Consider the following 14,309-nt stretch of genomic DNA (forward strand, 5'->3'; position numbering starts at 1 on the left):
GAAAAGTAAAAACTAAAGTATGAAGAAAATTAGAGCCGCCATCGTTGGTTATGGCAACATTGGAAAGTATGTGTTAGAGGCCCTGGAAGCCGCTCCGGATTTTGAAGTGGCAGGTGTTGTACGTCGTAATCCGAATGACGTACCGGACGAACTGAAAGCTTATACTGTGACAGACAGTATCACCAAGTTAGATAAAGTAGACGTTGCCGTTCTTGCAACTCCTACCCGCAGCGTTGAAACGTACGCAAAAGAAATTCTTTCATTAGGTATCAATACGGTAGATAGCTTCGATATCCACGGAGGTATCGTAGACCTGCGCCGTTCGCTGGATGCTGTAGCCAAAGCACATAATACGGTTGCCGTTATTTCTGCCGGATGGGATCCGGGAAGCGACTCTGTTGTTCGCGCCCTGCTGGAAGCAATGGTGCCGAAAGGTATCACTTATACAAACTTCGGCCCAGGGATGAGTATGGGACATACGGTTGCCGTGAAAGCGATCGAAGGTGTCAAGGCTGCTTTGTCCATGACAATTCCGATGGGAACAGGCGTTCACCGCCGTATGGTTTATATCGAAGTAAAAGACGGTTACGATTTCAAGCAGGTAGCTGCCGCAATCAAGGCTGACGATTATTTCGCACACGACGAAACACACGTAATGCAGGTGGAATGTGTCGACAACCTGCTGGATATGGGACACGGTGTGAACCTGGTCCGCAAAGGTGTATCAGGCAAGACCCAGAACCAGTTAGTTGAATTCGACATGAAGATCAACAACCCGGCTCTTACTGCCCAGATCCTGGTAGCCGTTGCCCGTGCAAGCTTCAAACAGCAGCCGGGTGCTTACACTATGATCGAATTGCCGGTGATCGATATGATCTGCGGCGAAAGAGAAGACTTGATTAAACGACTTGTTTAATACATAAATTATGCTCGATTTTATTACCTGGACGGCTGACCCCGCCATCTTTTCCATAGGTTCACGCGAAATTCGCTGGTACGGACTTGCTTTTGCTATCGGTTTCTGGATTGGTTATTCCATTGTAAGCCGTATGTGGAAAAATGAAAAACTTCCTCCTGCATGGATCGATTCCCTGCTGATTTATACCATGGTGGGTACTGTGGTCGGCGCCCGTCTGGGACATTGCCTCTTTTATGATCCCGGATATTACCTGGCTAATCCAATAGAGATTTTCAAGGTCTGGGAAGGCGGACTGGCGAGCCATGGCGGTACGCTGGGTATCGTCATCGCGATCTATTTTTATTCCAGGCGTATCACGCATAAAAGCATGCTTTGGACATTCGATAAACTGGTTGTTCCGACCGGACTGGTGGCAGCTATGATCCGTTTGGGAAACCTGATGAACCATGAGATATACGGTCATCCGACCGATCTTCCGTGGGGTTTCCGTTTCATCGAGAACCTGCATGCCTGGAAAATGGGGGCAGAGCCGATATTTACCGTTCCCAGCCATCCGACACAGCTGTACGAGGCATTATGCTACCTGGTTACATTCGGTATATGCATGTGGCTTTACTTTATCAAAAAGGAGTGGAAGCGGGAAGGGCTTATTTTCGGGGTCTTTATGATTTGTATATTCGGCTCGCGTATCTTTATCGAATTCCTGAAGAATAATCAGGAAGCGTTTGAAGATAGTATGGTCCTGAATATGGGCCAGTGGCTCAGTATTCCGTTCGTGCTGGCAGGTTGCTGGTTTGTCTGGAGGGCGCTCACAAGGAAGCCGAATAACTATGAAGAGCTAAAAATAAAAAAGTAAAAAGTATAAAATGTACAAATTAAAAGAAATAGCAGATAAGGTATATTATGTAGGAGTAAACGACCGTCAGAAGGCCCTCTTCGAAAATATGTGGCCGCTTCCGTACGGCGTTTCTTATAATTCGTATTTGATCGTAGACGAAAAGACTGTATTGATCGATACAGTAGACGTTTGCTATTCTGATATCTTTTTGAAAAAAATAGCGGATGCACTGGACGGACGGACGCTCGATTATCTGGTCGTGAACCATATGGAACCCGACCATGCCGGCAGTATCCGCCTGTTGCGCCAGCAATATCCTGACGTGCAGATCATCGGTAACAAGCAGACATTCGGTATGCTGGACGGCTATCATAATATAACGACCGGACTTTACGAAGTGAAAGAAGGCGATACGCTGAATATCGGCCGCCACCAGCTTTCTTTCTATATGGCTCCGATGGTGCACTGGCCGGAGGTAATGGTGACTTACGATTCTACGGATAAGTTGCTGTTTTCTGCCGATGCTTTCGGAACATACGGAACGCTGGACGGTGGGGTGATCGATGAGGAGATGAATGTGGATCATTACTGGGAAGAGATGATCCGTTATTATTCCAATATCGTCGGCAAATACGGTAATCCGGTACAGCGTGCTTTGCAGAAACTGTCGGCCCTGGAGATCAACACGATCTGTTCGACACATGGTCCGGTATGGCGCAAATATGCTCACAAGGCAATTGAAATATATGACCGTCTGAGCCGTTATGAAGGGGAGGATGGTGTTGTCGTTATTTATGGCAGCATGTATGGAAATACGGAGCAGATGGCGGAAGCGATCGCTTCTTCTTTGTCGGCAAACGGTGTAAAGAACATTGTGTTGCATAATGTCAGCAAGAGTCCGGCTTCGTATATCCTGAAAGATGTATTCAAATACAAAGGCGTCATTATCGGCAGTCCGACCTATTCAAACAGTCTGTTTCCAGAAGTGGAAGCCATCCTGAGCAAGATCGAGATGCGCGAAGTGAAAAACCGCCTGTATGGCTATTTTGGTTCGTTCACCTGGGCTGGTGCGGCAGTGAAACGCCTGACCGCTTTCGGAGAAAAGATGAAATGGGAAACCGTTGGTACTCCTGTGGAGCAAAAACAAGGTCTGAAAGCCGATAAGTATGAAGAATGCTGGGCTTTGGGAGAAGCAATGGCTAACAAATTGAAAATTGAGAATTGAGAATTGAAAATTTGAAAGGATCGGTTTTCGTCATGTAGAGAATATTATTAACGAAAGATCTAATTAATAAACACAGAAGATTGTCTGTTGATATTGGAAGTTCCTGTAATTTTCAATTTTCAATTTTCAATTTTCAATTAAAAACACTTGTTATGAGACTAATTATTGAACCAGATTACGAGCAACTCTCGAAGTGGGCTGCCAACTATGTAGCTGCGAAGATTAAGAAAGCGAATCCGACAGCTGAAAAGCCATTTGTTCTGGGCCTTCCTACCGGATCATCCCCGCTGGGTATGTACAAGAACCTGATTGAACTGAACAAGCAAGGTGTCATCTCCTTCCAGAATATCATCACTTTCAATATGGATGAATATGTAGGATTGCCGAAAGATCATCCTGAAAGCTATCATTCATTCATGTGGAATAACTTCTTCAGCCATGTAGACATCAAGCCGGAGAATGTAAATATCCTGAACGGTAACGCTTCTGATCTGGAAGCTGAATGTGCTGCTTATGAAGCCAAAATGAAAGCTGTAGGCGGTGTAGACCTGTTCCTGGGTGGTATCGGTCCTGACGGCCATATCGCATTCAACGAACCGGGTTCTTCATTGGCTTCACGTACACGTGTTAAGTCACTGACTACAGACACGATCATCGCTAACTCACGTTTCTTCGACAACGATGTAAACAAGGTTCCGAAGACTTCTGTAACAGTAGGTGTCGGTACGGTATTGGATGCGAAAGAAGTGCTGATCATGGTAAACGGTCACAACAAGGCTCGCGCTTTGCAGCAGGCTGTTGAAGGCTCGATCAACCAGATGTGGACAATTACTGCTTTGCAGATGCATCCGAAAGGTATCATTGTAGCTGACGAAGCTGCTTGTGCTGAAATAAAAGTAGGTACATACAACTACTTTAAAGATATCGAAAAAGATAATCTTTGTCCTTGCAGCTTGTTGAAATAAGATTTAGCTTGTAAGAAATAAAAAACGGAACTATGCTTTTGCGCAGTTCCGTTTTTTTATTTAGTTCTTGTTGCCCGACATGATTCCCGGATCGTCATCCATATTACGGACGGTTTTGGGGATGCTTTTCATTTGCTTTCCGAAGTTGAGGTTGAAATTGAATTTAACGACAAATGTCCGGGCCATATTTTTACTGTGAATATCTGATTTTACAGGGTTGAGGGCCGACCAGTTTTCATTTTCAGATTTGTATACATTAATAAATGGGTTATGTAGTCCGGCCATGACGGACCAGACCGGTGTCTTATACCCTGCCATGAGCGTGTGCATCAGGTCGCCTTTCATCAGCTGTTCTCCATAGACATTCCGATTGGGCGGTGTGATGGTCGTGAAATTGACGATCCAGTTCCGGTAAGAAAAATCCAGGTTGACACGGACCGCTTTCATCGTATAGGTATGCAGATATTCATTCCCGTGGCTGATATAGCGGTTTATGCAAGGGATGACCGAGAGATTGATATGGTCTTTCCAGGGTTTGATGTTGAAGGCTATTTCAAAGCCGATATTCTGAAAGGATTTCTGATTCTCGTATGTCTTGACAAATATATTGTCTTCATAAAAAACAGACTCCATGATGGGATTGTGTTCATAATCGTAAGTGACCAAGGCGTCGGTACTGAATATACCTTTATTATATGTAGCATTAAAAGATTGATTGATGCTGTAATAAGATTTCAGACCGGGATTTCCCCTTCGTAACTGCATGGGATCGATGGATTGTTCCACCTCATTCAGATAGGCGATGGAAGGTGTATTGTTCTTTAATGCGGCACTGTAACGGAAATGCAGGTCTTGTACCGGGTTGTAAGTAACCCGCAAGGAAGGTTGCAAAGCGTATTTTTCATTTTTATTGTCATGCTGGCTGTAATAGAAACGGGAGAGAGTCAGATTGGCCATATAACTCCATTTACCTGCTTTGATTAGGTATTCTGCATAGGCGAAACTCTCACTTTGTTTCATCGATACATCGGCAGTCGTGGTTCCGGTGTAATGGTTGTCGGTGTATGACTGGATATGCCTCAATCCTCCGGTAAATTGACCGTTGCCAGTTCTTTTTTCATAAATACCTTCTGCGATCAGTGAATATTTCTTTCCTGAAATATCGGATAGAATATTTGTAGCAGGAATATCCTCCTTTTTCTCCTGATAGATACGGGTGTTTTGAGTATTTATATAAGTGCCTACGATATTGAAGATCAGCGATTGCGCGTTCTTTAGGTTGTGCTGGTAATACAGATCCAGTGCCGGACTGTGGCTTTTCTCTGCTGTATGATCATAAATGGAGAGAGGAATAGCTGAACCGGAAGTGTACAACTGGCTTTTCCGGTCTTCATATCCGGCAGGAAAATCGTTATTGTTATACCTGAATTGTACGTTGAAAAGATATTTGTCCTGTTCCTGCAAGCTGTAATTCAGGTTTGAATAGAATACTTTTTTGTTGAAAAGGGTAGGTTCACCTATTTCCTGGCGATGTAGTTCGTGGTCGGGGAAGATGAATTTCTCATCATATTCACGTATCCAGTCACCTTTGCGCTGGATAAAGCGGGTGTTTGCCGAAAATTCAGACTTCCCGTTTGTATATCTGGCGGACAGCATGTCGTCTATAGAGGTCCTGCCTCCTCCAATGCTGTGGAAAGCGCCTCCCCGGATATTGCTTCCCGATTCTTTTTTGCGTGTAATGTAGTCGATTACTACTGACGCATCTCCATAACGTGCGCCGGGACTGTCATGGTATTCGATCCTGATAATATCTTCCGGGTTCAAAGCGGTTATTTCGGGGTAGGTGACGAGTATGCCATTGATTCTTAATTGTACTGTCCCGTTACCGGTGGCCGTCACCTCCCCGGATATTGCATCCACTATGACATGTGATAACTGCATTTTGTTAAGCAGGTCGATGCCGTCGGTCGAACTTTTTATCTGGGTTTCGGATGGTAAGATCGATATTCTATCCCCTTTGTTGATAACGGATCTGGCGGCAACGGTCACTTCGTTTAAAAAGATGGATGACGGGTGTAACATGATTTGTGAGTAGTATTCCGTATCTTTCATTTGCACCGGTGTACAATACTTTTGGTATCCCATAAAAGAGACAGACAGTATATAACTGCCTTCGGCAATCTGGCGGATAGTAAATTCTCCGTGCTGGTCGCTTGTGGTACCGGTGATTAACGTGGAGTCCTGTTTCAGCAAAGCAATAGTAGCATATTCTATCGGTGTCTTTTCTTTTTCATCAATGATCATTCCCCGGATATTTGCCTGTTGTGCCGTGGCAAACGGAAGTGTAAGAAAAATACATGCGAGAAGCAATAAGACTGTTTTTATTTTCATCTGATCTGTTTTTATTCCAACCATTCGGTCTGTCGTGAATTAATAATGTTATAAATGTGATAGCTATCTGTTATTGGTGACGAATGAGCGGATTATATATTTTAAGGTAAGTTGGTAAATATGTGGGTCAATATTGTTTTTTATTCGTTTTAGTGTTTATCTTTGGCCTGTGTTTACGAGCGAAAAACAGACATTGTAGAACTTTATTATTGTTGCTTTAATTTGTAGAGATAGAATTTGTGTTTAACATCTAAAACAATTTGTAGTATGAAAAAGATTGCATGTTTATTACTTCTTTTCGTGACATTTCAGGTGAGTGCACAAGAATTTCATTTTATCCCGAAGATCGGTTTGAATTTTGCCAATATGACAAACTCTGATGGTAGTATGAAACCCGGTTTGAATATCGGGGTAGCCGGCGAAGTGATGATGACTAATAATTTTGCTATTGAACCGGGTATATTTTATTCGATGCAGGGTGCAAAAGGGAAAGGTGAATCTTCTGGTTTAAAGATAAAGAATGATTATTTGAATATTCCTGTTTTATTTAAAGGTTATGTTTATGAAGGTTTTAATTTATTTGCTGGGCCACAATTAGGTTTCAAGGTATCGTCAAAATTAAAGTATTCTAAATCGGGTACTTCTGTTTCTACCAGTGAAGGGAGTGATTTATTTAAATCCGTTGATTTTGCAATCATAATAGGAGCGGGCTATCAATCTTCTATGGGCTTACTGTTTTCATTAAGTTATAATATTGGGTTGGCGAATACAATCAATGCAGATAAGTTCGCCGCATTACCCGGAGGTAGTGGCATGGAAGGTGAAAAGAGCCGTAACGGTGTCCTCCAGTTTAACGTTGGCTGGCGCTTCTAATTAATTTATGCCGGATTTTGCAAACTTTAGGTCGAAATCCGGCTATTATTATATGTAAAAGATCTATTATTTTTGTGGTAATAAATACTATTGCCATGAAATATTCTTTTGTAACGATTTTATTTTTAGCCTTGTCCTTACAATTAGGCTATGGGCAGGATCAAATTTTACCTGTCCCGTCTAACCAGCCCAGTCCGGCACAACAGAAACAGATTGCCCGGAAGTATGGGATGTTTATTCATTTTGGTATTAATACATTCCATGATCAGGAATGGACGGATGGCTCAAAGCCGGCTTCTTCTTATCGCCCTACAGCTATCGATGCCGATCAATGGATCAAAACAGCTAAAGATGCCGGCATGAAATATGTCATATTGGTAGCCAAACATCATGAAGGCTTCTGTCTTTGGGATAGCAAATATACCGAATATGATGTGGCTAATTCGGGGAATAAAACGAACGTGATAGAAGAGGTAGCCAAGGCTTGCAAAAAATATGATATAGGCCTGGGCTTGTATTATTCATTGTGGGACCGTAAGGTGAATGCAGATGTAAAGGATAAAACTCTGGATGCAGCCTACAACGAATATATGATTAAACAACTGAATGAGCTGATCGATATCGTACAGCCATATACTCATATCGTCGAGTTCTGGTTTGACGGGGGATGGGAGAAAGAACATGAGCGCTGGCCTGCAAGAGAGATATATCAGACAATCAAATCAAGGGAACCGGAATGCCAGATCGGTATAAACTGGACAATCGGCCTGCCCGAAAATCCGGATGCTCATCCCGTATTACCGGAAAATCAGAAAGAAGGTTATCCGATCCGCTATTTCCCGAGTGACTTCCGTTTGGGTGATCCGTACCTGCCCGCCGATAATGATCCGAAGTTATTCTCGCATGACGGCAAATTATATTATATGCCATGGGAATCTACTATCTGTATAAGCGAACGTTGGTTCTACAATACTACTGATAAAAAGTATAAGACGGTAGAAGAGTTAGCCGGTCTGTACCACCAGTGCACAAAGAACGACAATATCCTGATCCTGAACTGCCCGCCTAACCGGGAAGGAAAGATACGGGATGCCGATGTTACATTGTTAAAGGAACTACGGAAAAAGATTCAGATGTAGAAATAATAGCACCGACCGGTTTCTGTGAAACAAAAGAAACACAGTTGTGATATGCATTACTTTGCACTTATAAATTATCTCTTAGTGATTATACATATCTTTGTTATAAAAATCTAATATTTTGATCTGGGCATTATAGGCGGTTTGTGCCGGGCTGTCGGGGTTTAATTCAATAGCCATGAGGTAGTTGTTGAGTGCCTGGCGAATATCGCCCATCTTGCGGTATACGTTTCCGCGCAGATAATACGCTTCATCGTCTGAATCATTTTTTTTGATGTACTCGTCCAACAAATGGAGTGCTTCGTCTGTTTTATTATCGTTGATAAGTTGTCTGATAGTTTCCATATTAAAATAATGTGATATTTTACGGACAAAGATAATTCTGAAGAGGTTACATACATAATAATCACGGTTTAAAAAACTGTTTTTTTGTTACTGATGTACGGTTACGTTAATTATTTGTGTATGTTTGCACTCGATTTCTAAAAAGTGAAAAGTGATTATGCAAAAGAATCTGGTAATAGTGGAGTCACCCGCCAAGGCAAAAACCATTGAGAAATTCCTCGGAAAAGATTTCAAGGTTATGTCGAGTTACGGGCACATCCGCGATTTGAAGACAAAAGAATTTAGTATAGACGTAGAACACGATTATGCTCCGCAGTACGTGATCCCGGCAGATAAGAAGAAGCTGGTTTCCGAATTGAAATCCGAGGCGAAGTCTGCCGAACAGGTATGGCTCGCATCCGATGAGGACCGCGAGGGAGAAGCTATATCCTGGCATCTGTACGAAGTTTTGGGATTAAAACCGGAAAATACAAAACGTATTGTTTTCCATGAAATTACCAAGAATGCTATTTTGCATGCGATTGAAACGCCGCGCGATATTAATATCGACCTGGTAAATGCCCAGCAGGCACGTCGTGTATTAGACCGTATCGTGGGTTTTGAACTGTCTCCTATCTTATGGAGAAAGGTAAAACCTGCTTTATCTGCCGGACGTGTGCAGTCGGTAGCTGTCCGCCTGATCGTGGAACGTGAACGCGAGATCAACGAATTTGTGTCGGAAGCCGCTTACCGTGTCATTGCCAATTTCATACTTCCTGACGGAACAACGATCCTGAAAGCGGAATTGAGCAAGCGTCTGAAGGATAAAAAAGAGGTGATGGAGTTTTTGGAATCCTGCAAAGCAGCCTCTTTCTCTATTGACGAGATCACTAAGAAACCGGTAAAGAAATCACCTGCACCTCCTTTTACCACATCCACTTTGCAACAGGAAGCCGCCCGCAAACTGGGTTATTCCGTTTCTCAAACCATGATGATTGCACAGCGTTTGTATGAATCGGGATTGATCACTTATATGCGTACCGACTCGGTCAACCTGAGTGACCTGGCATTGGGTACGGCTAAGGAAGCTATTCTGGATATTTATGGGGAGAAATATTATAAATTCCGCCAGTATCATACAAAGAGTAAAGGTGCACAGGAAGCGCACGAAGCGATCCGTCCTACTTATATAAGTAATACGGAAATCAGCGGATCGGCGCAGGAAAAGAAATTATATGAATTGATCCGTAAACGGACGATCGCGTCACAGATGGCTGATGCTGAACTGGAACGTACGACAATCTCTGTTTGCATCAATAATAAGAAAGAAAAATTCGTGGCTGTCGGTGAAGTAATCACTTTCGACGGTTTCCTTCAGGTATATCGTGAAAGTTACGATGACGAAAACGAAAAGGAACAGGAAAACGGTTTATTGCCGCCGGTTGAGCTGCATGAAGTGTTGACACTGAACGATATTGTGGCTACGGAACGTTTTACGCAACGTCCTCCGCGTTATACGGAAGCCAGTCTGGTTCGCCGCCTGGAAGAATTAGGTATCGGACGTCCTTCTACCTATGCTCCGACTATTCAGACGATACAGAATCGTGAGTATGTGATTAAAGGAGATAAGGAAGGGGTAGAACGTATTTATAGCGTGATCACACTTGCTAAAGATAAGATAAAGGAAGTTGACAAGAAAGAGATCGTAGGTGCCGACCGTAATAAGTTGATGCCGACCGATATCGGTACTGTCGTGAACGACTTTTTGATGGCTTATTTCCCGGATGTGTTGGATTATAATTTTACAGCCAGTGTGGAAAAAGAATTCGATGCTGTTGCTGAAGGAGAAATGGTCTGGACGGAAGCGATCGATAAGTTTTATAAGCTATTTCATCCGATCGTAGAAGAAACGGCTGCCATAAAGACTGAACATAAAGTGGGAGAACGCCAGTTAGGTGTGGACCCGAAGACTGGAAATCCTGTATTTGTAAAGATCGGTCGTTATGGTCCGGTCGTGCAGATCGGACAGGCCCATCCGGATGATAAGGAAGCACCGAAACCTCAGTTCGCTACATTGATGAAGGGACAGTCTATTGAAACGATTACACTGGAAGAGGCACTGAAGTTATTCGATCTTCCCCGTACCATCGGTGAATATGAAGGAAAAGATATGGTTGCAGCCGTAGGCCGGTTCGGACCGTTCATCCGTCATGACGGCAAGTTTATCTCTATCCCGAAAGATCTGAATCCGCTTTCCATCACTGCGGAAGAAGCGATCGAACTGATTGATGAAAAACGGAAAAAAGATGAACAGCGTTATTTGAAGAAGTTTGACGAGGATCCTGAATTGGAGATCCTGAATGGACGTTATGGCCCTTACATTACGTATAAGAAAGCCAATTACCGGATACCGAAGACGGTTACCCAGCCGGAAAAACTGACTTATGAAGAATGTATGAAGATCATAACCGAAGCTGCGGAGAAGCCTGCTACACCGAAGAAGCGGACAACCAAGAAGAAAGCATAAAAGATAGATATTTGTGATAAAAGAAAGGATGGTCTTCATAAGGCCATCCTTTCTTTTATACTTTTATACAATCAATGATTTCTGCATCAAATGCATTTTGTAATCGTTGTTTTTCTATGAAATCAGATGGTAACTGTTTGACATAGTCAATGATTTGAGCTTTTAAACCATAGGTACCCAGAATTTCGGTGATATCCCGTCCGTATACCCGGCAGGTATTTTCATCACCGTACTCTTTCAGCAAAGTTTCTTTAGGCAAATGGCCTAGTTCAACTGTGTGCTCTCCCTCGATTGTATCTATTATCAAAGCCCTTCCTCCAGGGCGTAATACACGGTATATTTCTTGCATGCCTTTTCGGTCTTCCGGAACGCAATAGAGAACATGCGAACAGAGAACCAGATCGAACGAATTGTCCTCAAAAGGCATTTGTGTAATATCGACTTTGTATGTAGCAACATTCGGATTGATGTCTCCATCAATATATTCTGCAACAGATGGTGAATTTCTTAGATAGTTCTTTAATCCCATCACCGGTGCGAAATCTAATATTCGTAACGGTTTTGTATTCTCTGTCATAATTACATTTTGAATGTATTTACAGAGAATACGCGTCCGTTCCAAAGACAAACAATGTGGACATCTTATATTTTTGCGTATTGCCACATTTCCATGCGAAAGAAAACGACGGGAAGACTTGCTACAACAGCAACATTCATATTTATTGCCAGCTAAAAATATAGCTTCGATTTTGAATAATGCATAATGAAGTGCGAGCCGTTTTTTTTCGCTGACACATTTTTGGTAAAGTCTTCTAATCATTTTCTGTTTGTTCTATTGTTACATTCTTTCCGGAACCTCGATGCCCAGTAACGACATGCCTGATTTTACGACTTTGGCGACATTTTCAGATAATACCAGACGGAATTGTTTGATTTCCGGATTCTCTTCACGGAGGATAGAGAAGTCGTGGTAGAACTGGTTGTATTCTTTTACCAGGTCGTAAATGTAATTGGCAATATAAGCCGGGCTGTATTCTTTCCCTGCTTCTTTAACTGTTACAGCGTAATCGGCAATCATCTGGACTAACCCTTCTTCTTTTTCAGAGATGGGAGTATTGGCCGGCAATTGTTTCGGTAATACGATGCCTTGTTCAGCAGCTTTTCGTAAAACAGAACGGATACGGGCATATGTATATTGTATGAATGGTCCTGTATTTCCGTTAAAATCGATAGACTCTTTCGGGTTGAAGGTCATATTTTTGCGCGGATCGACTTTTAAGATGAAGTATTTCAGAGAACCTAATCCGACAATGCGGGAAATATTGGCAGCTTCTTCCGGAGTCATTTCATCCAGTTTACCCAGTTCCTGCGAAATTTCATGAGCAGTACCGATCATTTCTTCCATCAGGTCGTCTGCATCGACAACCGTACCTTCACGGCTCTTCATCTTACCTTCCGGAAGTTCTACCATTCCGTAAGAGAAGTGTACCAGACCTTTTCCGAATTCAAAGCCCAGTTTATCCAGTAAGATGGAAAGAACCTGGAAATGATAATTCTGTTCGTTTCCGACTACATAGATCATTTTATTGATGGGATAATCGTCGAAGCGCAACTTCGCGGTACCGATATCCTGTGTCATATATACGGAAGTTCCGTCAGCACGGAGCAGTAGCTTTTCGTCCAGTCCGTCCTTGGTCAGATCGGCCCATACGGAACCGTCTTCGCGGCGGTAGAAGATACCTTTTTCAAGACCTTCCATCACTTTACCTTTACCTTCCAGGTAGGTCTGTGATTCGTAATAGATCTTGTCGAAGTCTACGCCCATCATCTTATAGGTTTCATCAAAACCAGCATATACCCAACTGTTCATTTTCTCCCATAAAGCACGGACTTCAGCGTCGCCGGCTTCCCATTTGCGGAGCATTTCGCGGGCTTCGGCCATCAAGGTCGACTGCGCTTCTGCTTCTTCTTTGGTAAGGCCCTTTTCTTCCAGTTCTTTTAACTCCTGTTTGTAATGTTTGTCAAACAATACATAAAAATCACCGATCAGGTGGTCACCTTTCTTTCCGGATGATTCGGGAGTAACGCCCTCGCCCCATTTCTGCCAGGCAAGCATAGACTTACAGATATGGATACCGCGGTCGTTTACGATATTGGTCTTAACCACTTTGTTACCATTGGCTTTCAAGATCTCAGACAAGCTATAGCCCAACAGGTTGTTACGTACGTGACCCAGGTGTAACGGTTTGTTTGTATTAGGTGAAGAATATTCGATCATCACCAGCGGAGATTGTTCCGTAACGGGAACTATTCCGTATGAAGGTTGCTCATTGATCGTGTTCAGCAAGTCGATCCAGCACGGGCCGGCAACAGTCAGGTTCAGAAATCCTTTGATTACATTAAACTCAGATATGGCCGGTTCGTTTTTCTGCAAATATTCGCCGATTTCCTGTGCTGTTTGTTCCGGTGATTTCTTCGACGCACGGAGGAATGGGAATACAACCAGGGTAAGATGTCCTTTAAACTCTTTTTTTGTCTTCTGTAACTGTATCTGGGCGGCAGGAACTTCTGCTCCGTACAGTTCTTTTATGCCGGCAATGATCGCACCGGTAATCTGCTGTTCAATAACCATATTCTTACTTCTATATATTCGGATTTTATTTTGCCTGCAAAGGTACATGATTATTTTCTAAAAACCTGCGTATGGATATTTTGAATTAGCAGTTTGTCTATCCTTTGCTATATCCTCCAAAAGAGAGGGAACCGAGTTTACATATTTGTTGGTAATATTTACAAATCGTGCAGTATGTATGCTTATTTTTTCATTTTTTGAAAATGAAGTGAAAATAATCATCATTATTTTCAAAAAAGTGGAATCGTATTTGGATTTACTCTTGAAATGAGTCGTAAAGGGGGGTGTTAACGCATAATATCAGAAACAACAATAGAATAGTAATTTGTTTGATAACAACGATCTTTGTAATTGAAGGAAAGAGTGCTATTAGGATTCTTTTTCTTTGAGATAATAATGGATGCTTGAGTTTTGCTGATTTGGTAGCAAGATTTTGGGATACTACCGAAAGTCGGATAAGCACGAAATGTTATGAC

At 42.6% G+C, this 14,309-nt stretch carries 11 protein-coding genes; 7 read left to right on the plus strand and 4 right to left on the minus strand.

What is annotated here, in order from left to right; all coding sequences use genetic code 11:
• Window positions 1–19 precede the first annotated feature (19 nt).
• The 4 genes from DWW91_RS14555 to nagB all read left to right on the plus strand — a co-directional run bounded on the left by DWW91_RS14555 (window position 20) and on the right by nagB (window position 3,947).
• Window positions 20–916 (plus strand): diaminopimelate dehydrogenase, encoded by an 897-nt coding sequence (locus DWW91_RS14555; RefSeq protein WP_010801873.1) that lies wholly within the window; start codon window positions 20–22, stop codon window positions 914–916.
• Window positions 917–926: 10 nt separating this feature from the next.
• On the plus strand, window positions 927–1,775 hold the full coding sequence (lgt, locus tag DWW91_RS14560; protein ID WP_122328147.1) for a prolipoprotein diacylglyceryl transferase: 849 nt from the start codon (window positions 927–929) through the stop codon (window positions 1,773–1,775).
• Window positions 1,776–1,785: 10 nt separating this feature from the next.
• A complete protein-coding gene (locus tag DWW91_RS14565; protein WP_010801875.1) occupies window positions 1,786–2,982 on the plus strand; it encodes an FprA family A-type flavoprotein in 1,197 nt (398 codons plus the stop codon).
• Window positions 2,983–3,134: 152 nt separating this feature from the next.
• On the plus strand, window positions 3,135–3,947 hold the full coding sequence (gene nagB, locus DWW91_RS14570; protein ID WP_007655151.1) for a glucosamine-6-phosphate deaminase: 813 nt from the start codon (window positions 3,135–3,137) through the stop codon (window positions 3,945–3,947).
• 60 nt (window positions 3,948–4,007) lie between these two features.
• Here nagB and DWW91_RS14575 read toward each other — a convergent pair whose 3' ends face one another.
• Window positions 4,008–6,338 carry a carboxypeptidase-like regulatory domain-containing protein gene (locus DWW91_RS14575; RefSeq protein ID WP_158599450.1) on the minus strand — a complete coding sequence of 777 codons (2,331 nt, stop codon included), beginning with the start codon at window positions 6,336–6,338 and terminating at the stop codon, window positions 4,008–4,010.
• Between the two features lie 267 nt (window positions 6,339–6,605).
• Here DWW91_RS14575 and DWW91_RS14580 point away from each other — a divergent pair, with 267 nt between their 5' ends.
• Together DWW91_RS14580 and DWW91_RS14585 are read left to right on the plus strand one after the other, a co-directional pair.
• The gene (locus DWW91_RS14580; RefSeq protein WP_122328149.1) at window positions 6,606–7,211 is read left to right on the plus strand and encodes a porin family protein; all 606 of its coding nucleotides are present in this window, start codon (window positions 6,606–6,608) and stop codon (window positions 7,209–7,211) included.
• A gap of 95 nt (window positions 7,212–7,306) precedes the next feature.
• On the plus strand, window positions 7,307–8,350 hold the full coding sequence (locus tag DWW91_RS14585; protein ID WP_122328150.1) for an alpha-L-fucosidase: 1,044 nt from the start codon (window positions 7,307–7,309) through the stop codon (window positions 8,348–8,350).
• 81 nt (window positions 8,351–8,431) lie between these two features.
• Here the strand turns inward: DWW91_RS14585 and DWW91_RS14590 are convergent, their stop codons facing one another.
• Window positions 8,432–8,695 carry a tetratricopeptide repeat protein gene (locus DWW91_RS14590; protein WP_007655146.1) on the minus strand — a complete coding sequence of 88 codons (264 nt, stop codon included), beginning with the start codon at window positions 8,693–8,695 and terminating at the stop codon, window positions 8,432–8,434.
• A gap of 157 nt (window positions 8,696–8,852) precedes the next feature.
• On the opposite strand from DWW91_RS14590, the gene topA reads away from it, so the two are divergent.
• Window positions 8,853–11,201 carry a type I DNA topoisomerase gene (gene topA / locus DWW91_RS14595; RefSeq protein ID WP_048315186.1) on the plus strand — a complete coding sequence of 783 codons (2,349 nt, stop codon included), beginning with the start codon at window positions 8,853–8,855 and terminating at the stop codon, window positions 11,199–11,201.
• Between the two features lie 55 nt (window positions 11,202–11,256).
• Here the strand turns inward: topA and DWW91_RS14600 are convergent, their stop codons facing one another.
• Together DWW91_RS14600 and argS are read right to left on the minus strand one after the other, a co-directional pair.
• Window positions 11,257–12,021, minus strand: coding sequence for a class I SAM-dependent methyltransferase (locus DWW91_RS14600; protein WP_122328151.1), 765 nt, complete (start codon window positions 12,019–12,021; stop codon window positions 11,257–11,259).
• A gap of 18 nt (window positions 12,022–12,039) precedes the next feature.
• A complete protein-coding gene (gene argS, locus DWW91_RS14605; RefSeq protein WP_007655142.1) occupies window positions 12,040–13,833 on the minus strand; it encodes an arginine--tRNA ligase in 1,794 nt (597 codons plus the stop codon).
• Window positions 13,834–14,309 lie beyond the last annotated feature (476 nt).

The sequence above is a fragment of the Parabacteroides sp. AF17-3 genome, from assembly GCF_003635445.1.
Classification (GTDB): Bacteria; Bacteroidota; Bacteroidia; order Bacteroidales; family Tannerellaceae; genus Parabacteroides; species Parabacteroides goldsteinii.

Coding starts and splice junctions, on each gene's coding strand:
- DWW91_RS14555 (WP_010801873.1), top strand. CDS start 20: ATGAAGAAAATTAGAGCCGCCATCGTTGGTTATGGCAACATTGGAAAG.
- lgt (WP_122328147.1), top strand. CDS start 927: ATGCTCGATTTTATTACCTGGACGGCTGACCCCGCCATCTTTTCCATA.
- DWW91_RS14565 (WP_010801875.1), top strand. CDS start 1,786: ATGTACAAATTAAAAGAAATAGCAGATAAGGTATATTATGTAGGAGTA.
- nagB (WP_007655151.1), top strand. CDS start 3,135: ATGAGACTAATTATTGAACCAGATTACGAGCAACTCTCGAAGTGGGCT.
- DWW91_RS14575 (WP_158599450.1), bottom strand. CDS start 6,338: ATGAAAATAAAAACAGTCTTATTGCTTCTCGCATGTATTTTTCTTACA.
- DWW91_RS14580 (WP_122328149.1), top strand. CDS start 6,606: ATGAAAAAGATTGCATGTTTATTACTTCTTTTCGTGACATTTCAGGTG.
- DWW91_RS14585 (WP_122328150.1), top strand. CDS start 7,307: ATGAAATATTCTTTTGTAACGATTTTATTTTTAGCCTTGTCCTTACAA.
- DWW91_RS14590 (WP_007655146.1), bottom strand. CDS start 8,695: ATGGAAACTATCAGACAACTTATCAACGATAATAAAACAGACGAAGCA.
- topA (WP_048315186.1), top strand. CDS start 8,853: ATGCAAAAGAATCTGGTAATAGTGGAGTCACCCGCCAAGGCAAAAACC.
- DWW91_RS14600 (WP_122328151.1), bottom strand. CDS start 12,021: ATGATTAGAAGACTTTACCAAAAATGTGTCAGCGAAAAAAAACGGCTC.
- argS (WP_007655142.1), bottom strand. CDS start 13,833: ATGGTTATTGAACAGCAGATTACCGGTGCGATCATTGCCGGCATAAAA.